Source organism: Pseudomonas sp. ACN5 (genome assembly GCF_002303975.1).
GTDB lineage: Bacteria > Pseudomonadota > Gammaproteobacteria > Pseudomonadales > Pseudomonadaceae > Aquipseudomonas > Aquipseudomonas laurylsulfatiphila.
Genome location: NZ_MRCP01000024.1, coordinates 55,858 through 80,694 on the forward strand (window position 1 = coordinate 55,858; position 24,837 = coordinate 80,694).

Annotated in this window: 23 protein-coding genes and 1 pseudogene; 8 read left to right on the forward strand and 16 right to left on the reverse strand. The window is 61.2% G+C overall.

Annotated elements, in window-relative coordinates:
- Window positions 1-110: 110 nt before the first annotated feature.
- Window positions 111-1,031, forward strand: coding sequence for a LysR family transcriptional regulator (locus BSF40_RS29560; RefSeq protein ID WP_095967994.1), 921 nt, complete (start codon window positions 111-113; stop codon window positions 1,029-1,031).
- Here the strand turns inward: BSF40_RS29560 and BSF40_RS29565 are convergent.
- Window positions 952-1,548, reverse strand: coding sequence for a DinB family protein (locus BSF40_RS29565; protein WP_095967995.1), 597 nt, complete (start codon window positions 1,546-1,548; stop codon window positions 952-954). The two genes, BSF40_RS29560 and BSF40_RS29565, sit on opposite strands and share 80 nt — an antisense overlap.
- 72 nt (window positions 1,549-1,620) lie before the next feature.
- The gene (locus BSF40_RS29570) at window positions 1,621-2,730 is read right to left on the reverse strand and encodes an NAD(P)/FAD-dependent oxidoreductase (protein ID WP_095967996.1); all 1,110 of its coding nucleotides are present in this window, start codon (window positions 2,728-2,730) and stop codon (window positions 1,621-1,623) included.
- Window positions 2,731-2,848: 118 nt separating this feature from the next.
- Between BSF40_RS29570 and BSF40_RS29575 the strand changes: the two genes are divergently transcribed.
- Entirely contained in the window at window positions 2,849-3,169 is a 321-nt protein-coding gene (locus BSF40_RS29575) for a DUF2388 domain-containing protein (protein WP_095967997.1), read from the forward strand.
- On the opposite strand, the gene BSF40_RS29580 is transcribed toward BSF40_RS29575, so the two are convergent.
- Together BSF40_RS29580 and BSF40_RS29585 are read right to left on the reverse strand one after the other, a co-directional pair.
- Entirely contained in the window at window positions 3,163-4,155 is a 993-nt protein-coding gene (locus BSF40_RS29580; RefSeq protein WP_095967998.1) for a pyridoxal-phosphate dependent enzyme, read from the reverse strand. The two genes, BSF40_RS29575 and BSF40_RS29580, sit on opposite strands and share 7 nt — an antisense overlap.
- A gap of 101 nt (window positions 4,156-4,256) precedes the next feature.
- Window positions 4,257-5,048 (reverse strand): SDR family oxidoreductase, encoded by a 792-nt coding sequence (locus BSF40_RS29585; protein WP_095967999.1) that lies wholly within the window; start codon window positions 5,046-5,048, stop codon window positions 4,257-4,259.
- 123 nt (window positions 5,049-5,171) lie between these two features.
- Here BSF40_RS29585 and BSF40_RS29590 point away from each other — a divergent pair, with 123 nt between their 5' ends.
- Together BSF40_RS29590 and BSF40_RS29595 are read left to right on the forward strand one after the other, a co-directional pair.
- On the forward strand, window positions 5,172-6,116 hold the full coding sequence (locus BSF40_RS29590; protein WP_095968000.1) for a GlxA family transcriptional regulator: 945 nt from the start codon (window positions 5,172-5,174) through the stop codon (window positions 6,114-6,116).
- Window positions 6,117-6,188: 72 nt separating this feature from the next.
- The gene (locus tag BSF40_RS29595; RefSeq protein ID WP_095968001.1) at window positions 6,189-6,848 is read left to right on the forward strand and encodes an isoprenylcysteine carboxylmethyltransferase family protein; all 660 of its coding nucleotides are present in this window, start codon (window positions 6,189-6,191) and stop codon (window positions 6,846-6,848) included.
- 123 nt (window positions 6,849-6,971) lie between these two features.
- Here the strand turns inward: BSF40_RS29595 and BSF40_RS29600 are convergent, their stop codons facing one another.
- From BSF40_RS29600 to BSF40_RS29630, 7 genes and pseudogenes are all read right to left on the reverse strand, one after another.
- A complete protein-coding gene (locus BSF40_RS29600; RefSeq protein ID WP_095968002.1) occupies window positions 6,972-7,637 on the reverse strand; it encodes an HAD-IA family hydrolase in 666 nt (221 codons plus the stop codon).
- 60 nt (window positions 7,638-7,697) lie between these two features.
- Entirely contained in the window at window positions 7,698-8,105 is a 408-nt protein-coding gene (locus tag BSF40_RS29605) for a response regulator (RefSeq protein ID WP_095968003.1), read from the reverse strand.
- A 114-nt stretch (window positions 8,106-8,219) separates the two neighbouring features.
- A pseudogene (locus BSF40_RS29610) lies at window positions 8,220-8,345 on the reverse strand (GMC oxidoreductase); the annotation flags it as partial.
- 52 nt (window positions 8,346-8,397) lie between these two features.
- The gene (locus tag BSF40_RS29615) at window positions 8,398-10,686 is read right to left on the reverse strand and encodes a hypothetical protein (RefSeq protein ID WP_141249822.1); all 2,289 of its coding nucleotides are present in this window, start codon (window positions 10,684-10,686) and stop codon (window positions 8,398-8,400) included.
- 48 nt (window positions 10,687-10,734) lie between these two features.
- A complete protein-coding gene (locus BSF40_RS29620; protein ID WP_095968005.1) occupies window positions 10,735-11,001 on the reverse strand; it encodes a pentapeptide MXKDX repeat protein in 267 nt (88 codons plus the stop codon).
- Window positions 11,002-11,054: 53 nt separating this feature from the next.
- On the reverse strand, window positions 11,055-11,840 hold the full coding sequence (locus BSF40_RS29625; RefSeq protein ID WP_015094481.1) for a molybdopterin-dependent oxidoreductase: 786 nt from the start codon (window positions 11,838-11,840) through the stop codon (window positions 11,055-11,057).
- A complete protein-coding gene (locus BSF40_RS29630) occupies window positions 11,837-12,454 on the reverse strand; it encodes a cytochrome b/b6 domain-containing protein (RefSeq protein WP_095968006.1) in 618 nt (205 codons plus the stop codon). Before BSF40_RS29630 ends, BSF40_RS29625 begins: the two co-directional genes overlap by 4 nt.
- A gap of 281 nt (window positions 12,455-12,735) precedes the next feature.
- Between BSF40_RS29630 and BSF40_RS29635 the strand changes: the two genes are divergently transcribed.
- Window positions 12,736-13,671 (forward strand): class I SAM-dependent methyltransferase, encoded by a 936-nt coding sequence (locus BSF40_RS29635; RefSeq protein WP_095968007.1) that lies wholly within the window; start codon window positions 12,736-12,738, stop codon window positions 13,669-13,671.
- A 121-nt stretch (window positions 13,672-13,792) separates the two neighbouring features.
- Here BSF40_RS29635 and BSF40_RS29640 read toward each other — a convergent pair whose 3' ends face one another.
- Window positions 13,793-14,566 carry a helix-turn-helix transcriptional regulator gene (locus tag BSF40_RS29640; protein WP_095968008.1) on the reverse strand — a complete coding sequence of 258 codons (774 nt, stop codon included), beginning with the start codon at window positions 14,564-14,566 and terminating at the stop codon, window positions 13,793-13,795.
- Window positions 14,567-14,676: 110 nt separating this feature from the next.
- Here BSF40_RS29640 and BSF40_RS29645 point away from each other — a divergent pair, with 110 nt between their 5' ends.
- Together BSF40_RS29645 and BSF40_RS29650 are read left to right on the forward strand one after the other, a co-directional pair.
- On the forward strand, window positions 14,677-15,780 hold the full coding sequence (locus BSF40_RS29645; RefSeq protein ID WP_095968009.1) for an extracellular solute-binding protein: 1,104 nt from the start codon (window positions 14,677-14,679) through the stop codon (window positions 15,778-15,780).
- Window positions 15,781-15,961: 181 nt separating this feature from the next.
- The gene (locus tag BSF40_RS29650; RefSeq protein WP_095968010.1) at window positions 15,962-17,092 is read left to right on the forward strand and encodes a P1 family peptidase; all 1,131 of its coding nucleotides are present in this window, start codon (window positions 15,962-15,964) and stop codon (window positions 17,090-17,092) included.
- A gap of 329 nt (window positions 17,093-17,421) precedes the next feature.
- Here the strand turns inward: BSF40_RS29650 and BSF40_RS29655 are convergent, their stop codons facing one another.
- Window positions 17,422-18,144 (reverse strand): GNAT family N-acetyltransferase, encoded by a 723-nt coding sequence (locus tag BSF40_RS29655; protein WP_095968011.1) that lies wholly within the window; start codon window positions 18,142-18,144, stop codon window positions 17,422-17,424.
- Between the two features lie 279 nt (window positions 18,145-18,423).
- Here BSF40_RS29655 and BSF40_RS29660 point away from each other — a divergent pair, with 279 nt between their 5' ends.
- On the forward strand, window positions 18,424-21,804 hold the full coding sequence (locus tag BSF40_RS29660) for an Ig-like domain-containing protein (protein ID WP_095968012.1): 3,381 nt from the start codon (window positions 18,424-18,426) through the stop codon (window positions 21,802-21,804).
- Between the two features lie 286 nt (window positions 21,805-22,090).
- Here BSF40_RS29660 and BSF40_RS29665 read toward each other — a convergent pair whose 3' ends face one another.
- From BSF40_RS29665 to BSF40_RS29675, 3 genes are all read right to left on the reverse strand, one after another.
- Window positions 22,091-22,660, reverse strand: coding sequence for a YceI family protein (locus BSF40_RS29665; protein ID WP_095968013.1), 570 nt, complete (start codon window positions 22,658-22,660; stop codon window positions 22,091-22,093).
- Window positions 22,661-22,797: 137 nt separating this feature from the next.
- Window positions 22,798-23,469, reverse strand: a complete 672-nt coding sequence (locus tag BSF40_RS29670; RefSeq protein ID WP_095968014.1) for a phosphoribosyltransferase — start codon at window positions 23,467-23,469, stop codon at window positions 22,798-22,800.
- Window positions 23,470-23,689: 220 nt separating this feature from the next.
- Window positions 23,690-24,837, reverse strand: a 1,148-nt coding sequence (locus BSF40_RS29675; RefSeq protein WP_095968017.1) for an MATE family efflux transporter, incomplete at its 5' end; no start/stop codon positions are given.

The window sequence follows — 24,837 nt, forward strand, 5'->3', positions numbered from 1 at the left end:
CACACCGCTTTCGCGAGCAAGCCCGCTCCCACAGGTCATCAGCGAATTCTCGATTACGCAGGGTTTGGTGCTTTACTGAGAAGACTCAAAAACCCACCGAGAACCCCGGCATGAATCGCAACGACCTGCGCCGCGTGGACATGAACCTGCTGGTGATTTTCGAAACCCTGATGTTCGAGAAGAACCTGACCCGGGCCGGGGAAAAACTGTTCCTCGGCCAACCCGCTGTCAGTGCGTCGCTGGCCAAGTTGCGCGATCTGTTCGACGACCCGTTGCTGGTGCGCAACGGTCGAACCCTGGAGCCGACCCCGCGGGCGTTGCAGATTCTCAAGGAGTTGCAGCCGGCGATGGACACCATTTCCGGGGCAGTCAGCCGGGCCAAGGATTTCGAGCCCTCCACCAGTCGCGAGGTGTTTCGCATCGGCCTGTCCGACGACGCCGAATTCGGGCTCTTTCCGCCGCTGCTCAAGCAGATTCGCGATGAGGCGCAGAACGTTGTGGTGGTGGTGCGCCGGGTGAATTTCCTGCTGATGTCGTCGATGCTGGCCAGCGGCGAGATTTCCGTCGGCATCAGCTACACCACGGAATTGCCGGCCAACGCCAGGCGCAAGAAACTGCGCGACCTGAGTGTGAAGATCCTGCGCGGCGATGACCGTCCCGGCCCGCTGACCCTTGACGAGTTCTGCGAACGCCCTCATGCACTGGTGTCGTTTTCCGGGGATCTGAGCGGCGCCATCGACAATGACCTGGCCCGCATCGGCCGTTCGCGCCGGGTGGTGCTGGCGGTACCACAGTTTGCGGGTTTGCGGGCGTTGCTGGCGGGGACTGACATGCTCGCCACCGTACCGGATTACGCGGCCAGCGCGCTGATCGAAGGCAGCAACCAGTTACGGGCGGACGATGCGCCCTTTGAGATCAACCTGTCCGAACTGTCGATGGTCTGGAACGGGGTCAGCGATAACGATCCGGCAGAACGCTGGTTGCGTTCGAAAATTGCACAGCACATGGCGGCGCCACCGTCGGGGCATTGATCGACTGCAGTAGCACCGGCTCGGATTCGCGCAGGTACACCGGCATGTCGGTCACCGGTGGCATGGCCGGAATCTCGAAGTACATCTGCACCACCCAGCCGCGGTGGTAGCTGGCGTGGTTGACCACATGCATCAGCATCGCGCCGGCGCTCATGGTGCCGCTTTCGCCCGAGACAAAGGTGAACTCCACCGGTTTGTCCAGGGAGGCATCGGTTTGCCGGGCGCTCCAGTCGCAGTACCAGCGATCGATCTCTTTTTGCGCCTGGCGCAGTTCGGACAGGTCGGCATGCAGCAGATCGTGCGAGGTCTTGAAGCCATGTCCCCGGCCTTCAAGGTGCGCCCGCCAGATGCAATCCACCACGTAGACATGATTGAGGGTGCCGATCATGTTGTTGAACACCGACACCCGTTGTTTTTTGACTTCGCCCGGAGGAAGCGCCGCAAGGCTTTCAAACAGACGCTGATTGGCCCAGCGTTTGTAATCGGCCAGCAGGCAGGCAGTGCGTACAGTGATCATCAGAAGTCTCCGATGGCAGTAAGCGCACTCCCTAGCATAGACCCGATGCCCGCAATGCAGGGCCAGCACTGATCATCGGTCGTCGAGGCGCTTCACCACGTGCCCGGCAAGCGCCAGGCAACTGGTCAGCCCCGGTGATTCGATGCCGAACAGATTCACCAGCCCCGGTACGCCATGCTCGGCGCATCCGCTGACGAGAAAATCGGCGGCCGGCTCGGTCGGCCCGCTGATTTTCGGGCGAATGCCGCTGTAGGCCGGTTGCAGGCTGTTGTCCGGCAAACCCGGCCAATAACGGCGGATCGCCTGATAAAAACCCTCGGCCCGACGGGGCTCGACGCGGTAATCAATGTGCTCGACCCATTCGACATCCGGCCCGAAGCGCGCCTGTCCACCCAGGTCGAGCGTCATGTGCACGCCCAGTCCCGCACTCTCCGGGGCCGGATACACCAGGTGCCGAAAGGGTGCCCGGCCGCTGAAACTGAAATAGCTGCCCTTGCACAGATGCGCCTGGGGCACGCACTGTTCAGGCAGACCGACGATCGTGCGCGCCACTTGGGGAGCGGACAGCCCCGCGCAGTTGATCACTTCGCGGCAGCGCAGGGTCATGGGTTGGCTGCCGCCCATGTGCAGCTCGAAGCCCTGGTCGATGCACAGGGCCGAGAGCAACGGCGTGTGCAAGGCCAGCGTCGCACCGCACCGCTGCGCGTCGCCCTGAAGTGCCAGCATCAGCCCGTGGGAATCGACGATGCCGGTAGAGGGCGACCACAGTGCCGCGACGCAGGACAACGCCGGTTCAAGCTCCCGGGCCTGCGGGCCATCCAGCCATTGCAGGTCATCGACACCATTGACACGCCCCTGCTGCAACAGGCGCTGCAAAGCCGCCTGCTGCTGCTCGTCGGTGGCCACGATCAGCTTGCCCACGCGCCGGTAATCGACACCGTGCTCATCGCAATAGGTGTAGAGACGCTGCTTGCCCGCCACGCACAACCGCGCCTTGAGGCTGCCGCCCGGGTAATAGATGCCGGCGTGAATCACTTCTGAATTACGCGAACTGATGCCCGCGCCGATGCCCGTCCCGGCCTCGACCACCAGCACGTCCCGCCCGCTCATGGCCAAGGCCCTGGCCACCGCCAACCCGACGACGCCGGCCCCGATCACCACGCTTTGAATATCGACGCTCAACGCCCCTGCCCTCTCACAGCTGTTCTCACCGGCGACGTCACGGAACTCTCGTCGACTGCCACGTATCCTAAACTATGTGGTACATCCCTTATGCTTCAGGCTGTCGGAGGACACCGTCATGCGCCGCCTATTTATCATCTCTGCACTGGTACTTTGTTTACCCGCAGGCTCGGCTCTGGCCGATGTGGATGCCAAAGATGTCGCTACCTCGGCCGGGGTTTCCGCCTCGCTGTACTCAACATTCAAAGACGACAAACTCATGATTCCCGCCCGGGATGACGCCTCCAGCTTCGTCGCCAGCGGCGGTGCGATTCGTGGTGCTTACCTGGAGTCGGTGTTGAAAAAGATCCGTCAGGACAATCCCGCCCTCAACAACGCAAGCGACGAAGACCTGGCCCGCGCCATCCTCGTCCAGGAAGGCGTTGCCGCCGATCACTGAAGATCGTCATCGCCAGCGGTGGGGCTTGTGACACCGGGATAGCGTTTCCAGCCCTGCCTCGCGTGTGTGCCAGTGGACATGCGTGCCCACCCGGCCACGAGCTGCGCGTTGATACTCACCCCGCCACACACCACGATCACCACGTCATGGGCGTCGGCAATCTCCGGGTGATCCAGGTAGGCGATCGCCAATGAAACGCCGCACGCCGGCTCGACCAGCTGACGCAAATCATTGGCGTAACGCACCACGCCCATGATCGCCTCATCATCACTGAGCACCACGCACTCATAGGGGAAATCGCCGATGTGCCTGACCGGCCAGGCGGCCACTTGCGCGGCCCCCAGTGATGTAGCGACCGTGTCTATTTTCGGCAATCTGACGGGATGCCCGGCCGCCACCGCCGCAGCGAACGACGCCGCGCCTTCGGTTTCGCAGGCGACGATGCGGCAATCGGTGTGCCGATGACGAATCAGGCCGGTGAGCAACCCGGCCAGCAAGCCACCACCGCCCACCGATGCCACCAGCACATCCACTGGCGGGCAGTCGGCAAGGATTTCATCGATCATCGTGCTGTGCCCTTCCCACAACACCGGGTGGTCGAAGGCCGGCACGAATTCACTGCGTGGGTCCTGGGCGAGTTCACGGGCCCATTGATTGGCTTCGTCCCAGACCTTGCCGTGCTCGATCACCTCGGCGCCGGTCTTGCTGATCCGCGCCCGGGTGCTGTGCGGGGTGGTGTGCGGCACCACGATGCAGGCCTTGAGCCCCAGGCAGGCCGCGGCCATGGCCGTGGCCAGTCCCGCGTTACCGCCGGAGGGACAGACCACCTTGCGCTTGCCTTGCTGCGCCGCCCGACTGCACAGCAAGCCGATGCCGCGTATTTTGAACGAGCCGCCAGGTTGCAGGTTTTCCAGTTTCAGCCAGATACGGCGGGTCGGGGTCGAGAGGCCAGGGTGCAGAATCAAAGGCGTGCGGATGTGAAGCATGTCGGTTCCTGTTACACGCCACCGGCTCGCCGAACCGGTCGACGAGCCAGCGGTGAACGGTCCTCTCATGCAAGTTTAGTTCACCCGGTCCGGGGGCCGTCTCAGCGATAGCGCGGCGCCGCCACGCAATTGCCAAACAACCCGGACAGCGTCTTGCGCTGGGCTTCGTAGCGATCCCACTGGCTGCCATCGTGCAGGCCCGGGATGGTCACTGTCTCACCGGCCGCCAGGCCCGCGAGCGCGGCATCGACCATGTCTTCGGCGGACATTACGATCTCCTGCGGCAGATTTTCCACCGGGTTGCCGGCCTCGCTCCAGAAATCGGTGGCGGTCGCCCCCGGCAACACCGCCTGGACGCGTACGCCTTTGTCCGCCAGTTCATGCTGCATCGACTGGCTCAGGGCCAGGACAAACGCCTTGGTCCCGCCGTACACGCCGTTGAGGATTTCCGGGGCGATGGCGACGATGGAGGCGATATTGACCAGGGTGCCGGCGCCCCGGGCGACGAAGCCCGGTACAGCGGCGTAGGCCAGGCGCATCAAAGCCGTCACGTTGAGGCTGACCATCGCTTCCATGTCGTCCACGGGACTGGCCAGCAGCGGCATGACGCCACCGACCCCGGCGTTGTTGACCAACAAGGTGATGCTGGCGTCGTTGCGCAGGATCTGTTCGACCCGCAGCGAATCCGCCTTGTTCGTCAGGTCGGCGGCCACCACCTCCACGGTGCGCCCGGTCTGGTCGCTCAAATGCTTGGCCAGGGCATTGAGTTTGCCCCGGCTGCGGGCCACCAGGATCAGGTCGTAACCCTGGCGAGCCAGACGGTCGGCATACACCGCGCCGATGCCCGAAGAAGCACCGGTGATCAGTGCAGTGCCTTTGGATGAGAGAGCCATGGTGCAATTCCTCAAGGGTAAGGCGAGAGATTCGCCGGGTGCCGTCCGTTATAAAGGGACTTACGTCCGTCTCAAATGACGTTTAAAGTACGTTTTTCGGACATACCGTTTGAGGACAGGCCGATGATCAGCGTAGCGTTCGTGGTTTTCGAGGGTTTTCAGTCCATGGCGCTGGCCGCCATGCCGGTGTTCGAATACGCCAATTTCAGCGCCGCACAGACCCTGTATGACGTGCGCGTGCTGTCGGAAAACGGTCACACCCTGCGCGCCTCGGGTGGCTTGAGCGTTTGCACCGAGGCCTTCGACGGGCGCGTGTTCGACACGGTCATCGTGGTCGGCGGCGACTCGATCGTCGAACAGGCGCCCGAGGCCGTGCTGGAGTACCTGAAGGCCAGCATCCACAGCGCGCGCCGCACCGCGTCGATCTGCTCCGGGGCGTTCGTCATGGCCCAGGCCGGCTTGCTCGACGGACGGCGAGCCACCACCCACTGGGCGTACGCCCGGGAACTGCAGGCGCGGTTTCCGGCGATCAAGGTCGAGGCTGATCGCATCTACGTGATCGACGGTTCGATCTGGACGTCCGCCGGCATGACCGCGGGTATCGACCTCGCACTGGCCATGGTGGAAAAGGACCACGGCGCCGAGCTGGCCCGGGCCGTGGCGCAGAAACTGGTGATGTACCACCGCCGCGCCGGCGGCCAGTCGCAGCATTCGGCGCTGCTGGAACTGGCGCCGAAATCCGATCGCATCCAGACCGTGCTCGGCTACGCCCGAGAACACCTCGCCCAGCCCCTTTCTGTGGAGCAACTGGCACAAGTGGCCAACCTCAGCCCCCGGCAATTCAGCCGGGCGTTTCGCGCCGAAACCGGGCAATCGCCGGCCAAGGCCATCGAAAACCTGCGTCTGGAGGCGGCGCGACAGATGCTCGAGCGCGGACGCCTGACCCTCGACCAGATCGCCCTGGAAACCGGGTTCACCGACCGCCGACGCATGCGCGAAACCTTCCTGCGGGTGTTCGGGCAACCACCCCAGGTGATCCGGCGCAATGCGCGAGCAGAGGTGATTTGATCGCTCCCCCGCTCAGCGTGGGAACCCTCGGTATCTACACTGAACATACCGGAGGTGGTTTTTGGAGGCGCCATGAAAATCTCGGCCAAACTGGCGTTTTTCGCCGTCGTCAGCACCCTCGCCTACCTCGCCCTGGCGATCTGGGGGCTGGGCAGTTTCGCGGCTTACTTCAGCCACGGCTCACTGGTCGTCATTGCCCTGGCCACCCTGATCATGGCCGTCGCATCGCTGTTCACCGAGGCCAACCTGAGTTCGGGAGAACGCGAAGACCGGGCCAATCGCTGGGTCCTCCCGGTCTTCGGCGTGATCGGCGTGCTCAGCGGCTTTGTGCCGGCCTATACCGACCGCATCGATTTCTGGACCTTTGGAGGTGAAGGCGTGCGCTGGCTCGGGGCACTGTTGTTCATCGCGGGCGGCGCGCTGCGGTTGTGGCCGGTGTTTGTGCTGGGCAAGCGCTTCAGCGGGCTGGTGGCGATCCAGCCGGGGCACCGACTGGTTACCGAGGGCATTTACCGGCGCCTGCGCAACCCCAGTTACCTGGGGATGATGGTCATCGCCGTGGGCTGGGCACTGGCGTTTCGCTCGGGGGTCGGTCTGCTGCTGGCGGCATTGACCCTGATCCCGCTGATTGCCCGGATTCACTCGGAAGAAGCCTTGCTCAGGGCGCAGTTCGGCAGCGAATACGAAGCCTATTGCGCCCGCACCTGGCGGCTGGTTCCCGGACTTTACTGACTGGAACACTGATCCCCCTGTGGGAGCGGGCTTGCTCGCGAAGGCATAGTGTCAGTCGCTATCAATGTTGACTGATACACCGTTTTCGCGAGCAAGCCCGCTCCCACAGGGGAAATGTGTCGTTCACAAAAACTGCAAACGAATCAGACCGTCGGCATCCACGCTCGCGACAACCCTGTCATACCCCACCAACGTCCCATGCGCCGTCTCGATCGGCTGCTCATGGGTCGCCGTGACAATAACCAAATCCGCCCCCGCCGCTTCTGCCGCCAGAATCCCCACCGTGGCATCCTCAAAAACCAGGCACTGCCCAGGCTCCACGCCCAGGCGCCGGGCCGCGAGTCGATAACCTGCGGGGTCAGGCTTGCCGGCCGTGACGTCTTCGGCAGTCACCATCACCCCAGGCTCGGGAATCCCCGCCGCCGCCATCCGCCGCAGCGCAAGTTCCCGTGGGGCGGAGGTGACGATGGCCCACTGCCTGGCCGGCAAGGACCGCAGGAATTTCGCCGCGCCCGCCACTTCGAATACCCCGTCGACGTCGTCGATTTCCGCTTCGGTGATCCACGCGGCTTCGGCCTCGGCATCCACCCCGGGCAAGCCCAGGCGCCTGATGGTGTCGATGGCGCGGGCGCCGTGAATGGTCGGCAGGAAGGATTCGACATCGACCCCATGGCGCACGGCCCAGGTGGACCAGACCCGCTCGGCAGCGGCAATGGACGTCAGGACAGTGCCGTCCATGTCGAACAGAAAGGCACGGTAAGTCGAGTTGAATACAGGGTGATCGGACAAGGAAAGGAACCTCGCAGCTGCCGGACGGATTTGCCCGGCAATGTAGCATCTGCGAACGGCTCAGTTGAGTCGTTTGGACTTGAAGGTCTGGCTCACACAATCGAGCAGCCCACCGATCATCCAAGGCTTCTTGATAAACGAGACCGCGTGCCGCACGCCGGAGCTTTCAGGGGTTTCGAAACCGGACATGATCATGATCGGCTTGTCCGGCCAGCGATCGCCGAACTGGTTGGCCAGGTCCGCGCCATTGAGCGTGCCGGGCATGGTGATGTCTGTCAGCAGCATGCCCACCTGCGGCGCATGCTGTTCCAGATAGATCGCTGCCGCATCCGCACTGGTGTGCGGCTCGACGACAAAACCCTCCTCCTGAAGAATCTCGCAGAGAAACTCCAGGATCAGCGGGTCGTCCTCAACCACCAGGATCAACCCGTCAGGACGATGTCCGCCCGCCGTCGGTACTCGACTCATGACCGTGCCGCTCCCTGATTGCCTCAATGATTTCGCGGAATTGGATCCGCTGCCTAAAGGTATGAGCAGCGCAGACCGCGGAAATTCATTTTTGATACAGCCAGGTGACCGGCATCACGCGTCCTGCAGGATCAGGTCGGCGCCCTTTTGCGCCACCATCAATACGGCGGCGTGGGTGTTGCCCGACGTCACGTTGGGGAAAATCGACGCATCGACGATGCGCAAACCGTCCAGCGAGTACTCTGCTCATAGCGGCGTCGATGGGAGCGGTTACTTCATCTCATGTTTTTCTTCATGCGGCGCCTGCGTTTTTCGGACCCACAGCCCGTACGACTACCCGTTCTCCCAACCCTCTCTTAATCATTAATTTCTTGAAGACATCTGCATCGGTTTCGGAGTCGGAATCAGAGCCAGAGCCAGAGTCAGAATCAGATTCAGAGTCGACAGGTGTGGAGTAACGAGCCCTCAAAATGCCTTCGTCCTTTTCCGAAATCCGTATATACGCATTGAGCGCCTGAATTTCTGTTGCCGTCAGCTCATCGTGATCTCGAAATAAATTCTCAGGAAGTATGCGCTTTACCACCTCCGTTAAATTAGTCAAACGAAGCGCAGCTGCTGGCTCATAATGACCACTGCCATTAGTCCAAAGCTTCAGCTGTCCGTCTACAAACAAAAATTCACCAGCAAACAGCACATCTTTACCTTGAGCCAGTGAGCTGTGACCTTCTATGTAGTCTCGATTACGATGCCGATATTCGTTAAGTTCCCCTTTCGAATCCTGCTGACCATTTCCCACACCGCAATAAACATGATCAGGTTCAGTTGCAAGAATGACATAGGTAAACACGCCGCTCAGCTTGCAGCTTTCGCCATTGCTTCGCCGGACAAACTCATACTCATTTTTATCATTTCTCTTGAAGTCGAATACCTGATCAGGGCGTGCCGATCTCTGTTCAGGACTATCAGGAAGCGGCTTTATCGGCACAACAGAACTGCGCAAGTAGCTTTCCTCGAGAAACCTAATTGGAAGCTCCGGATATTTTGCAAAAAACTTGTCTATGCGAAATCCGTCACAATAGTTGGAATACCCCAACGCTCTCAATTTACCCAACGCAGACACTATGTAGGATACTACTGTATTAAAACTCTTTCTTTCTGGATCCACCGAACCCAAACAAGGATCTATATGCTTATCAAATCCCTTTCTATAAGCTAAAAGCGAGGCATACTCTTCCTGAGTAATAATACCTTCCCACTTCTCTTCCCTATACGCCTTACCAATACCCTCCGGAAAACCTATATTATGCTTGGCATACTCAACACCTAGATTGAAATCACGAAAAAGAAAGTAATAACTATCTGTCAACAGGGATGAAACCGATGCACTCATCTCTCCCTTTGCGTCGGCTGGAACGTTTGTGGTTATCGTTTGTTCAGGTGCTGACGGCGCTGGAGTCACATTGGCACCGATTGCGCATCGACTCCACAATTCCGGATCCTGCTCCCACGGCGATGGTACCCTCTGGTTATTTTTATAGAACCACACCACCGTACCACCCAACTGATCCCTGCAATGATAGAGATGACGCAGTTCCTCAGACGTTGTTCCAAAGGCATCTGCACCAGTCCTGTCAACTACATCATGTATTTGGATGTCATCCAGAAAAAAATGTATACGGGCTGTAGGCTCGGACTCGCTTTGTTGCCGAATGAACCCATCAATCATGCCCTTGCTGATAATCGAAAATAAATAGGCGGCGGGTTTATGAATACGTTGCCACGAGTTTCCATTGACAGGCTCTTTCTGCATACTTGCAGTTTCGAGAGGTGTATCTGCCGAAATGTAACAAGAGTGACTTTTCAACTTTGAAAACAATTGATCAAGTTTATTGCGAGAAAAAATATCGCAATAATCCGTCAATGCGCTGCCACCACTGTCATTGGAGTCTCTAATACTTTTTTCAAGCTCATACATCGCACCAATAAAACCATTGCGAAAGTTAATGACGCAAGCACTCTCATCGACTGCCCTCCTCGCCGAATCAGCGTTAGAATTGTGAGCAGTTTTATTCTCGGGCTGCCTGACCGGCTCGTTGTTCACTCTTGATTCTTTACGCTGCCCTTCCTCCTTCAAGACCAGATACATCGCACCCACCAAATCCCCGATCGAATCCGGCCTGTCGTTTATTTTCGTGCACTGCCCACCTTCAAGACTAAACAACTCAGGCTGCTTAACCATTATATTAAACATTGACAACAGACTTTCCTGCAGACTACCTGGCGTCCAGATTGAGTTCCCCTTGCTTGCAACGGATATCTGGCCTAACACCAGATCGCCATTGGCGGGATAAAAAGAGGGTTGGAAATACTGTTCGGAAGTTGTTTCCGCCACTGCCGGCGCGTCAGTTTGTATGCTAGTGGTCACACTGCTTGATGATGAAATGCTAGGTGAGGGCATGTTATTTCTTTCTACCGCGAATTGAGTACAGCGCTTTAAACATGCAGTTTTGGTTGCGCGTGCACTTTCGGCAAGACTGGCATCGTAACTAATTGTTTGCTGGCTGCGGCGCACCTTCTCCATCGCTAACCGCTCCCCCCAGTGGGGGTTCCCACTGGAGGCGGCTGATGCTTACTGCGACATGGCGTCCTTCTTCATCACATCTTTGGACATGGCGTCTTTTTTCATGCCGTCCTTGCTCATGGAGTCTTTGGACATCGCGTCTTTCTTCATCGCATCCTTGGACATTGCATCTTTCTTCATCGCGTCCTTGGACATGGCATCCTTGGACATCGAATCCTTGCTCATGCTGTCGTTGCTCATCGTGTCAGCTGCAAACACGGAGGCAGCGCCAACGGCCAGGCACATGGACAGTACAACGGTGGTCAACTTTTTCATGATGAAACTCCTTGGAGCGTGGGGTGTGGAGGTGTGAAAGGGCCAGGCATCCGTCAGCTGCCACCGAACCAGTTGTAGCCCTGGTCTTCCCAGTAGCCGCCGCTGTAGGTATTGCTGACGAAAATTGCCTGAATGTGTTTGGGGTTCTTGTAGCCAAGTTTGGTGGGCATGCGCAGCTTCATCGGGAAGCCGTACTCGCGCGGCAGCACCGCGCCGTCCCAGGTCAGCGCCAGCAGGGTTTGCGCGTGCAGCGCGGTGGCCATGTCGATGCTGGTGTAGTAGTCGTCGGCGCATTTGAAGCCGACGTATTTGGCGTCGGTGTCGGCGCCGATGCGCTTGAGGAAATCGCTGAAGCGCACGCCGCCCCACCGTCCGATCGCGCTCCAGCCTTCGACACAGATATGCCGGGTGATTTGCTCGGTCTGGGCCATGGCGCGCAGTTCGTCGAGGCGCCAGCTGCGCTTGTCGGCGACCAGGCCGCTGACCTCCAGGCGATAGCTCTCCTCCTCCACTGTCGGTGCCTCGTCGATGCCATAAAAGGCATTGAAGGGAAACGGCCGGGTGATCATCGATGCGGGATAGGTCGGCGCCATGGCGTTGGGGTTGAACAGCCAGCCCTGTACCCGGTCGTTGAAGCGCGACATGGAGGACAGCGCGGTGTCGACGCTTTCGTTGTCGGTGATGTTGCAACCGGACAACATGGCCACGCCGCCGAGGGTCAGGCCACGCAGCAGGAACGAACGCCGCGAGCGGTCTTCGATTTGCGGGGCGAGGATCTTGCGGGCGTCGGTGAGGATCGAAGATTCGTCCAGCCCGGGGATCTGAATGCGCTTTTTCATGCTTGCTCCTTGCGGCCGACGATCATGGCCAACAACGTTTTCGGTACCAACGCGACCATCAGCAGATGCACTGCCACGAAGGCCACCAACAGCGCCATGGCGAAGAAGTGCACACGGCGTGCGCCTTCGTAACCGAACATCAATTCACGCAGCAGCGGGAACTGCACCGACTTCCACAACACCAGCCCGGAGAGCACCAGCAGCGTGATGTCGACCATCACGAACAGGTAGGCGACACGTTGCACCTGGTTGTAATGGTTGAGGTCGGCGTGTCCGAGTTTTCCGCGCAAGGCGGCCCACAGGTCATGCAGCACGCCGCTGGGCGACACCGGGAAGAAGCGCCGCTTCAGGCGCCCGCTGAACAGGTTGAAGGCCAGGTAGATCAGGCCGTTGATCGCCAGTAACCACATCGCCGCGAAATGCCATTGCAGCGCGCCAGCGAGCCAGCCGCCGAGGGTGATCGACGCGGGAAAGCTGAATTCGTAGAGGGGCGAGGCGTTGTAGATACGCCAGCCGCTGGTGACCATCACCAGCACCGCCAGGGCGTTGAGCCAGTGGGTCAGGCGTAGCCAGCGTGGATGACTGGCCTTGGGTGAGGCAGTTGACTGCGACATGTCCGGCTCCCGTTTGTTGTTCGTTGGAGCCGAGTATGGGAGCCGGAAGATCGCCAAATCCTCACGTAAAGTTAAATTAAACGTGATAACTCGCTCCTGACGGGCACCGAAAAACCTGTGGGAGCGGGCTTGCTCGCGAAAGCGGTGTGTCAGTCGACATCTGTATTGCCTGACACACCGCTTTCGCGAGCAAGCCCGCTCCCACAGGGGGACTTGTGTGGTCCGTCGAGTGCGCAATTATGGTTAAATGCCGCCCCTTTCCACGCCACCGACCCGACCCGATGAACCCTGAAGCCCTCGCCACCCTCGACCAGCACCTGCTGACCGCCCTCGCGGCCGCCCCCGCCGAAACCCGTCGCCTGTTCCACGGCCGTGGCCGCTGCTGGCCGGGGCTGGAGCAAGTGACCGTGGACTGGTTGCAAGGCGTGGTGTTGGTGGCGTTGTTCAAGGAGCCGGAGGCGGCGCAACTGGAGGACTTGAAACAGCGGCTGATGACAATCACTCAGTCTGAACAGTGGGCAAAATCCGGCGCCCATACGCTGCTGCTGCAACATCGCTACCTGCTGCAAAGCACCACCGAATGGCTGCTGGGCGAAGTCATCGAAGAAATGACCATCACCGAGGGTGGCCTGAAGTACCGGGTGGACCTGGGCCGCAAGCAGAACACCGGGCTGTTCCTCGACATGCGTTATGGCCGCAACTGGGTCCGCGCCCATGCACAGGGCAAGCGGGTGCTGAACCTGTTCGCCTACACCTGCGGCTTCTCGGTGGCGGCCATCGAAGGCGGCGCGAGCCACGTGGTCAACCTCGACATGTCCAGCCCGGCCCTGAGCCGTGGCCGCGACAACCACCGGCTCAACGGCCACGACCTGGGCAAGGTCACGTTTCTCGGCCATGACCTGTTCAAGTCCTGGGGCAAAGTCATCGGCAAAGGCCCGTACGACCTGGTGATCATCGACCCGCCGTCGTTCCAGAAAGGCAGCTTTTTGCTGACCAAGGATTACCAGCGGGTACTGCGTCGCCTGCCGGAATTGCTCAGCCCTGAAGGCACGGTGTTGGCCTGCATGAACGACCCGGCGTTTGGGGCGGACTTCCTGATCGATGGCGTGACCCGCGAGGCACCCAGCTTGCGGTTCGAGCAACGGCTGGAGAATCCGCCGGAGTTTCCCGATGCGGATGTCGAGTGTGGGTTGAAGGCGTTGGTGTTTCGGCAGTAACACCGAGTCGTCCCCTTCGCGAGCAAGCCCGCTCCCACATAGGCGTTGTGACGAGCCGAGATCCAGTGTGGGAGCGGGCTTGCTCGCGAAGGGTCCAGTGCATTCACCAAACCACCAAGGTTCAACGCGGCTGCAACACCAGCGCAAACAACTCGCCATGCCCGTTCACGTTGAGCTTGTGATAGAGATTGCGCCGGTGCACTTTCACCGTTTCCGGGGAGATGCCCATTTGCTGGGCGATGGCCTTGCTGGAGAAGCCCTGGAGAATCAGGCGCGCGGTTTCGATTTCCCGCACGGTCAGGCGGGCGTCGAAGCGATCGAGCAAGGTCGCCAGATCGCCGGCCGGCGGCTCGGCGACTGGCCCTTCGGGTGGCAGCAAATCCAGGTGTCGGCGCATCGCCGACAGCACCCAGTCACGCACGCACAGCAGGCGCCCCTGGTCCTCAAGGCCAAAGCGCGTCGAACGCCCGAGGGACAGGCCGAGCACGGCGCCGTCGAGGTTGACCATGAACTGCAACTCGTCCCCACCGACCACGGTGCTGAAGTAGCTCAGGTAGTACTCGCTGTGCTGGAACTGGTCGGGGGCCACCGAATCGAGGCTGTGCAAGCCGTCGGCGATGCCAGCGCACACGGCTTGATAGAATGGATCAAGCAGGTACATGCCAGCGCGGTAGTCCGCCAGTTCTTCCTGCTCGGCACTGTTGCCCTTGGCATCGAAATCAATCAGCAGGCGCGGCACGTGGCCCGGGCGCATCAGCGCCACCAGGGCGTTGTCCAGCGGCACCAGCAGCCGCAGGGTATCGACCAGCGCCCGCCAGAAACCGTCCCGCCCCACCGTCGCGAAGACCCGCGCCAGCCCCTGGTGCACCGGCAACTCTTTCAACAACGCGTCCACGCACTACCCCTTTTGAGTAACCCATGATGGGAATGGGTGAAGGCCACCCCAGTCGATACGCTGCAAACTCCTGATTACCACCGGCCGCAACAGGCCAGGAGTGCCGCATCATGAGTCGTCACCGCTTGTATTTCAATCTGGGGTTTGGCGCCTGTCTGGCGGTGTCGTTGTCGGCGCAAGCCGTCGAAGCCCCGACCGTGCACGTGTACAACTGGTATGACTACATCGGCCCCACGACCCTGCAGGACTTCAAGCGAGACACCGGGATCGCGCCGGTCTACGACACCTTCGACAGTGCCGAAGTGCTCGAAGGCAAATTGCTCACCAGCCGCAGCGGCTACGACGTGGTGGTGGCCAGCAACTTCAGTCTGCCGACCCTGATCAAGGCCGGTGCCCTCGCCCCACTGCCCCGGGCGCAGATGCCGGACTTCAAGAACATGGACACCGAACTGCTGGCGAAACTGGCCAACAACGATCCGGGCAACCAGTACGCCGTGCCGTACCTGTGGGGCACCAACGGCATCGGCTACAACATCGACAAAGTGCGCGCGGTACTGGGCGACAAGGCGCCGGTGGACTCCTGGGACCTGGTGTTCAAGGAGGAGAACCTGGCCAAGCTCGGCGAGTGCGGCGTGGCCATGCTCGACTCGCCGTCGGAGATGCTGCCGGTCGCCCTGCACTACCTCGGCCTGCCGCCCAACAGCACCCACCCCGAAGACTACAAGAAAGCCGAAGCGCTGCTGCTCAAGCTGCGACCGCACATTGCTTACTTCAACTCGTCGAAGTTCATCAGCGACCTGTCCAACGGCAACATCTGCGTGGCGGTCGGCTGGTCCGGCGCCATGCTCGAAGCCAAGACCACCGCCGAGCAGGCCGGCAACGGCGTGAAAATCGCCTACAGCCTGCCCAAGGAAGGCGCACCGGTGTGGTTCGACACCCTGGTACTGCTCAAGGACGCCCCGCACCCGGAACAAGGGATGGCCTTCATCGAATACCTGATGCGCGCCGAGGTCATCGCCCCGGTCAGCGACCACCTCAACTACCCCAACGGCAACCGCAGCGCGACCACGCTGGTGGCCGAAGCGACCCGCAACAACCCGGCTGTCTACCCGTCAGCCGAAGCCATGGCCACCCTGTTCACCCTCCAGCCCCTGCCGCCGGCGACCGAGCGCGTACGCACGCGAATCTGGAGCAAGGTCAAAAACGGCCAATAACCCACCGCATACCCTTGTGGGAGCGGGCTTGCTCGCGAAGGCGTTGGGTCAGCCAACGTTGATAGCGACTGACACTACGCCTTCGCGAGCAAGTCGGATCGCCGCACCGCCGCTCCCACAGGGGATCTACGGTACCCGAAATACCCCTTTTTTCTGCCACGAATCGAAGATGAGAAAAACCATGAAACCACGCGCCCGCGACCTGAACATCCAATTCGGACAACTGCAACCCGGTCCGCTCAATGCCATCACCGACGTCCCCGGCGTGCGAGTCGGCCACTGTGATGTACGAGGACGCACAGCCAACGGCCGCGACATCCTCACGGGTGTCACCGTCATCGAACCACGCGCCGGCTCCACCAGTCAGCAACCCTGCTTTGCCGGCGTGCATGTACTCAACGGCAACGGCGATGCCACGGGGCTGGAATGGATTCGCGAAGCGGGCTTGCTGACCAGCCCCATCGCCTTCACCAACACCCACAGCCTGGGCGTGGTGCGCGATGCGCTGATCGTGGTCGACCGCGAACAGCAAGCCGATGACGGGCGCCTCTACTGGAACATGCCGGTGGTGCTGGAAACCTTCGACGGCTTGCTCAATGACATCAACGGTTTTCACGTGAAGCCTGAACACGTAGCCCAAGCCGTGCGCTCGGCGGCGAGTGGCCCGGTGGCCGAAGGCAATGTCGGTGGCGGCAGCGGCATGATCTGCCACGAATTCAAGGGCGGCATCGGCACCGCGTCGCGACGCTTGAACAGCGCCCAGGGCGGCTGGACAGTGGGGGCGATTGTCCAGGCCAACCATGGCATCCGCCATGAACTGCGCGTCGACGGGTATCCGGTCGGGCGCTACATGGAACAGGTCGATTCGCCGTTCCTCAAGGCCTCGCTGCCCCATCCGGGCATGGGCTCGATCGTGGTCTGCCTGGCCACCGATGCGCCGCTGCTGCCGCACCAATGCACGCGCCTTGCCCAGCGCGCCAGCCTCGGCCTGGCCCGCACCGGCGGCGGCAATGAAGACCACAGCGGTGACATCTTCATCGCTTTCGCCACCGGTAACGATCACGTGCCACCGGCTGCCTACGAGAGCAAGAAAGCGCCGACCACAAACAACCTGAGCATGGTCAACAACGACCACATCAGCGAGCTGTTTCTCGCCGCCACCGAAGCCGTGGAAGAAGCCATCATCAATGCCTTGCTCGCCGCCGAAACGGCCGAGGGCAACGGGCATGGGGTGCCGGGGCTGGATGCCGAAACCCTGCTCAAGGCGTTGCGCTGCGCCGGCTGGCCGGGGGATGCGACTAGCGGTACTTGAGTGAAACACTTGGTCTTTTTAGGATGAACTTACGCAGTCGCTTGCTTGTGCAAGCCGCTGCGTAGGTGGTGAGTGATCTGAACCCCTACCAAGCTCACCGCCTGCTTCATGCGCATCTTGAGCCTCGAGGGCTCTACTTCCTCCCCATCAAAGAGCTTTGAGGCTCTTTTTTTGTCTCTGAAAAACCATCTCTCCATCAACACATTCCCCTGTGGGAGCGGGCTTGCTCGCGAAGGCGGTGTGTCAGCCAACACTTCTGGCGACTGACACGCCGCCTTCGCGAGCAAGCCCGCTCCCACAGGAGATTTGTGGTGTTTGGGAGAGTGCGGTCAGACCAGGCGCAACCGGGGGCCAGTCGCCGGCACTGCCTCATCACCCAAACGCTCGCGCACACATTCATTGGCCTTGCGCGTCAACTGGTCCAGATGCCGGTCGCGCTGTTTTTCCGCGTCGGTCATGGCCCGCTTGCCGTGTTTTTGCAGCAGATAGGTATGAATCTGCCGCACCTCCAGCGAGCTGTAGATCGACGCCACGTCCAGCAGCGCCATCAAGCCACCGGTACTGTGGTCGCGGGTATTCATCAACACCTGGGTCGCACGCACGCCCACCACCTGAAAACCCATCGCCTCGAAATACGGCACCTTGGCCACCGCACAGGTCAGCTCGGCATGGGGATAGCGGCCGACCATTTCCCGCAGCATCCGTCGTGCCACACCCTGGCGCCGATACTCGGCCTGTACCGCCATGTACGCCACGCCACAGGCCTCGGGGTCGTCCTGCACCGGCAGGTACAGCAAAAAGCCGAGCACCTTTTGTGGATCGTCTTCGTCCGTGGCAACGATCAACTCCACGGCAATGCCTTTTTCACCGTTCAGCGCCTCCAGGTACAGGTGCACCTCATAGCCGATCGCGTATTGATAGAGGTTGTACAGCAGGTTGCTGGGCGGGATCGCGACCATACTGATGTCGGTCAGGTTGTCGACCACCATCTGCAGGATCTGGCTATTGATGTGCTCGGGGCACGGGGTCTTGAAGTGGCTGATCAGGGGCATTGCGGTGACAGGCTCCGGGAGGCATGGGCCGCCTATCATAACGCGCCTGACAGCTGCGGTCCGAAGGTGATGGTGGTGTGGCAGGGGATTGGGGAAATGGGTGGGTCAAGCCCCCCGAACCTGAGGATTGCCACCCACTTCGGCGCTACAGAAAATTCTTCAATGTTTTGATACAAAACAGCCTTCCACACCCTCCGAGACTCCCTCGTGATTGGCGCATCTTTTGCATCGAGCGCATTGCGTACGTCAGCCACATCGGCGCGCCCCGAGGGAAACAATATGAAAAGCCTGCCTGACCTCAAACCGCTCGGTTTCAGCAAAACGGGCATCGCCGCTGTGATGCTGATCAACATCAGCCTCGGCACTGTCTGCGCCGCGCCACTGGATGATTTCGGCCCGCCACCACCGACGGACCCCTCGGCGTATACCAACCCGCCGGCCGACCCCCAGGCCGCGGTGGATGCCATAGAGGCCATGCCCCCCACCAACACGGGTGCCTTCGCCTTGCCCAATGGCGTGTATGGTACCCGCACCACGCCGACGACCGACAACGTGCTGCCGCCAGCGCTGCAGACATCGTTCAAGATCCCCACCAACGGCAAGCCCAGCCCGTTGTTCGGGGCGCAGCCCTACACTCAGCAACTGCTGTTGTTCGAAGAATTCGGCACGGAAAAACTCGACCCGACACTGCCGCCGCCCACCCTGACCTTCCCGCCTCCGATTGTCGGCCCGGCGCCCACGCAGGACCCGAACAACATCGCCCGCAGCGGCCCTTCGGCTGCGGCGCTCGAAGCTTTCATGCGCCAGCCCGGGCTGTACCCGTTTCCGTCACAGTATTCCAACGTGCTGGACCGCAACCCGTGGCAAGCGCAGATCGAAGCCTTCCTCAACCGCCATCCGGTCGGCTCGCCGGCCGAGGGGCGTCCGCCAGGAAAAGGCTGGTCGCATCAGCGCTGGAACGAGTTCTACCCACAGGTCGCCTTCAAGACCGCCCAAGCAGGCGCCAAGCTCAACGGCGGCATGCGCGACCGCCGCCAGTTGCACAACTACGCCGTCGGTGAGTTCGGACCGGGTGGCCTCTACTACCAGACCTCGGACATCCCGACCACAACGGGCACCACCAAAGGCATCGACACGCGTTTCCACCCCAACATGCCGATTCAGAACCACAAGGCGCTCTGGACCTTCGATGGCACCTTTCCGCCAAAACTGTTGATGGTGCGCTACGGCCAGGGCGTGCTGATGCGGCACTACAACGCCCTGCCGATCGACCCGTCGGCCAACATGGGTTTTGGCCTGCACACCCTCAGCACCCACGAACACAACGGCCACTCCCCGGCCGAAAGCGACGGCTATGCCAATGCGTTTTTCTTTCCGGGGCAGTACTACGACTATCGTTGGCCGATCCAGTTGGCCGGCTACGACAGCATCAACACCAATGCGCAGGATCCGCGCGCGGCGTTCCCCTGCGCCCCGGGCGAAACCCTGTATGTCAACGATGCCACGCCGGGCCTCAAGACCTGCAACAACGGCAGCATCAAGATTCGTGGCGACTGGCGCGAAACCATGAGCACCCACTGGTTCCACGACCACATGCTCGATTTCACCGCGCAGAACGTCTACAAGGGCAACGCGGTGATGATGAACTATTACAGTGCCATGGACCGTGGCAACGAAGCGCTGGAAGACGGTGTCAACCTGCGCCTGCCCAGCGGTTCGGCGTTGCCCTGGGGCAACCGTGACTACGACGTCAACCTGGTGCTGGCCGACAAGGCCTGGGATGCCAATGGCCAGTTGTGGTTCAACCCGTTCAACACCGATGGTTTTCTCGGCGACCAACTCTTGGTCAACTGGCAGTACCAGCCGCGTCTGAAAGTGCGGGCACGCAGCTATCGCTTCCGCATCCTCAATGGCTCGGTGTCACGCTTCCTCAGGATCGCGCTGGTGCGTGAAATCGTCGGTACCGGTGGTGAATTCCCTGGCCCGACAGGTTCCGGCCTGTCTTACACCCGCGTGCCCTTCCACATGATCGCCAATGACGGCAACCTCATGGAGCACGCCGTACCGTTCGACGGCAGCATGGATCTGGACGCTGACGGCGATGTCCAGGACCACAACGCGATCCTGCCCGCCCAGGGCATCGCCGAACGTTACGACATCATCGTCAACTTCGCGAAAAACGGGATTAGCGTTGGCGACAAGCTGTACTTCGTCAACCTGATGGAGCACCAGAACGGCAAGGGGCCGGAACCTGTGCCGCTGAGCCTGGCCGATGTCCTGTCCGGCAGGTACAAGGCGGTGCTCAAGCTGGGCAGCAAAGGGCTGGAATGGGACGGCGGCGACCCGGTGGTGGGCAAGTTCCTGCAGATGGTGGTGCAGCCTTACGCTGGCCAGGACGTGAGCATGAACCCTGCCGACTACGAACCCGCCAAACCGGGCAAACCGGTGGGTAAGGTCATGATCCCGTTGACCCTTAACCGTGACGACCCGACGGTGCAAGCCAAGCTCAAGGCGGCGCGGCATCGCGAGTTCATCTTCGGTCGCTCCGACGGCACCGACGAAGAGCCATGGACCATCAAGACCGACGGTGGTTTCGGCTACCAAATGGATCCTCGGATCATCAGCGCCGCTCCGCAATTGGCCACCGGTCCGACCTCTGCCGGGTTCTCCGGCGATGGCACCCTGGAAGTGTGGAAAATCAGGAACGGCGGCAACGGCTGGAGCCACCCGGTGCACGTGCATTTCGAAGAAGGCATCGTCCTGAGCCGCGACGGCAAGGCACCGCCGGAATGGGAAAAATGGGCACGCAAGGACGTCTATCGCATCGGCGAGGGCATCGACAGCTCGGTGGATGTGGACATCGCGATCCGCTTTCGCGAGTTCGCCGGGACCTACATGGAGCACTGCCACAACACCCAGCACGAGGACACGTCCATGCTGATGCGTTGGGATGTCGAGCACCCCGGCCAGTTCCAGTTGATGCCAACGCCCCTGCCTGGCTGGGACGGCGTCACCTATGTCAACTCCGCCGCGCTGCCGACTTTCCGCACTGGCGATGAACGTGTCGAAGACCTCGACAACCAGAAACCTGTCGCCAACCCCGACAGCGCCATCAGCAACACCGGCCAACCGGTGACCATCAACGTGCTGGCCAACGACAGCGACCCTGACGGCAACGTGCCGCTCAAAGTGGTGGGCCTGGAGCAACCGGACTCCGGCAAGGGCACGGTCACCACCGATGGCGTGCGCGTGATCTACACACCACCGGCCACGGTCCCCGCCCCGTTCACCGCGACCTTTACCTATAAGGCCGCCGATGCCAAGGGCGCGGAGTCGGCACCGGCAACGGTGTCCGTGGCGGTCTCGGCAGCGGTCGTCGAGAACCTGATCGTCACCAGCGCCACCGTCACCGCCCGCAGTAACAGCCGCTGGTATTGGGTGCTGTCCGGCACCACCTCGCGTGGCACGGGCAATACCATCACGGCGACTGCCACGACCACAACCGGCACGGTGAACCTTGGCACCGCCACCCTGACGCCTACGGCAACAGGCGCGCGCTGGAATATAGCGGTGACGACCGTCGGCAGTGGCCCGTCGCCCAACCCGACAGCGACCATCAAGTCGGCCTTCGGCAAAACCGTGACAGTGCCAGTGCACTAGAGTGGATTGATCGGCGCCCGGTCCATGCCATGTGGACCGGGCGCTTTTTTTTGCGGATCGTACGGTGGGACCGAGAGCCCTTGTATTGACTGTTACAACGCCTTCGCGAGCAAGCCCGCTCCCACAGGGGACCTGCGTCGAGCATAATTTCTGTGCTCCCTGAAGATCCCCTGTGGGAGCGGGCTTGCTCGCGAAGGCGGCCCCTCGGTCGATCAGAAAAACCTCTCCATTTCTCCCGTCAGCATGGTCACGTCAATGGCTGGAAAATTATCTATGGCAGCTCCAGTCACCGCTGCGGCGCCACCATCCGAAAGCGGATATTGATCACGTTGGACACCATACTGTCCGCCCACTCGCCCTCGCCTATCTTGAAGTCGTTACGCTTGAGCACCAGTTGGCCTTCGAAGATGCCGATGGAGCTCTCCGACCTCAGCTGCACCGGCACACTCACTTCCCGAGTGAGCCCGCGCAGGGACAGTTTGCCGGTGATGGTGTAACGGTTATTGCCGAGGGCCTTGACGGACGTCGATTCGAACGTCGCCACCGGATAAGTCGCGGTGTCGAACCACGCCGGTTTTTGCAGCTCGGTGTTGGCGTCGTCGCTGCCGGCATCGATGCTGCTCAGGTCGATGGTCAGTGCGGCATGGGCGGCGCCCGGGTTATCGGTGTCGAAGTCGAGATTGGCCTTGAACTTGCCGAAGGTGCCGTAGGTTCTCGACCCCATCTGCTGATAGGTGAAACTCAAGGTGCTGGCCTTGGCGTTGACCTCCTTGTATTCCACGGCTTCAGCGAACAGCACCGGGTCGAACACCAACGTGCCGGCCAGAGCGATGCAACGCGCGGATCGAAGGTTCATGGCACTCTCCGGGAGGACTCCCGTCTTGAGTTGACATGCCGCACACAAAGGCCGGCACCAGATGGACTAAAGCAAACAACCGGCGTTTATTCCACCTCACCCGTTGAATTGCGACCACCTGCCGATGACCGTCAGCGCTACCCGCACGCCTCGCGTTGCCACGCCCGCCGCAACAGCTCGATCACCTCGGCATCGCAAGTCTGGGAAAAGTCCATGTACCAATGGCCAATCGAAGTGAACCACTCCGGCATCAGCGGGCAGACCAGTTCATCCACCTCGCTGCGCAGCGCCTCCACCGTCTCGATCGGTGCCACTGGCACCGCCACCACGATGCGCGCAGGTTCCTGCACCCGCAGCGCCTGGATCGCCGCCCGCATCGAAGCGCCGGTGGCCAGGCCGTCGTCGATCAGGATCGCCACCTGATCCTTGAGTTGCACCGGCGGCCGCGTGCCACGGTAGACCTGCTCGCGGCGCAGCAACTCGCGGCTTTCCCGTTCGACCACGGCGTCGAATGCGGCCTTGGCAATCGGATGCACCCGCAGCGCCTCTTCATTACGAATCTGGATGCCACCGCTGGCAATCGCCCCCATGGCGTACTCCTGATGGGACGGCACGCCGAGCTTGCGCACCAGCATCAAGTCCAGGCGAACCTTCAGCGCCGTGGCCACCTCATAAGCCACCGGCACGCCGCCACGGGGCAAGGCCAGGACGATGACATCGGAACGATTGGCGTAAGGCAGCAGCGGCTCGATCAAACGCCGCCCGGCCGCTGGCCGGTCTTGCAGGATGGAATGGGACAAGGGGCTCATGTGAAAACCTCCCCAGGCGATTGCGCCTGCGAACTTCAGCCAAACCTGCCTTTTGTGGCAAGGGCTTTTGTGGCGAGGGAGCTTGCTCCCGCTGGGCTGCGCAGCAGCCCCAAAAACCGATAACGATGACCGAATTTTGTGAGTGCTACGCACTCAAGCGCGAGCAAGCTCGCTCGCCACAGGTTTCGGTGCAGAGCATTATCCGCTCTCTTCGTCCCGCCTACACCAACCGCTCAATCTTCTGATGCTGCCACACCAGTTTGTAATACAGCGTCTGCAACACCAGCATCCCCAGATACGCCACCGGAAACGCCATCCACACCCCTTGCAGCCCGAACTTCGCATCCAGCAGATAGGCCGCCGGCAACTGAACCCCCACCACGCAGACAATGGAAATCGCCACCGGCACCATCACCGTGCCGCTGGCGCGCATGATGCCGCCGATGATCGCCTGGAAACCGAACACCAACAGGCTCCAGAGCATGATGTGCAACAGGTGCTGAGCCATGCTCCGCGTCGCTTCTTCCGTGAGAAACGAGGCCAGCAGCCAATGCGACAGCAAGTACCCGAGCACCACCAGACCACCGGTCAGGCACACGTTGATCATCAACCCCGTGCGCAGAATCGGCCCCATGCGCTCGATGCGCCCCGCTCCAATCGCCTGCGCCCCGAGGATCGACGCGGTAATCGCAATCGACAACGCCGGGAACTGCACGTAATTGACGATCTGCGTCACCGCGCCATAGGCCGCCGTCGCCTGGGAACCGTGCTGGTTCACCAGCGCCAGAATCACCAGCTCCGACAGCGACAACACCACCATCTGCAACCCGGTGGGCAAACCGATGCGCAGCACCTTGCCGAGAATCGCCATGTCCAGCTTCATCGCCGCAAAAAACTCACGGTCCGGCGCCAGCGGATGGCCCTTGCCAATCAGCCGCCACGCCAGCAACCCCATCGCCACCAGGTTACCCACCAACCCGGCAAACGCCGCACTCTGAATCCCCATCGGTGCAAAACCCAACCACCCGCGAATCAACGCCGGCGTCAGCGCCAACCCGACCATGGTCGACACCACCAGCGCCAACAACGGCGACAAGGTATCGCTCACCCCGCGCAGCAACTGCGTGAACAGCACAAACACCAACAGCGACGGCATGATCCACAACATCACATGGGCATACGCCACCGCATCGTCCAGCACATCCGCCGGCGTCCCCAACCCGACCAACGCCGACCGCGCAAACACACTGCCCACCACCGCCGCCGTCAACCCGATCAACACCCCCAGCAACAAGGTTGCCCCGGCGATCGCCTTCACCAGATGCGTCTCCCGCGCCCCCCACGCCTGCCCAATCAACACCCCCGCGC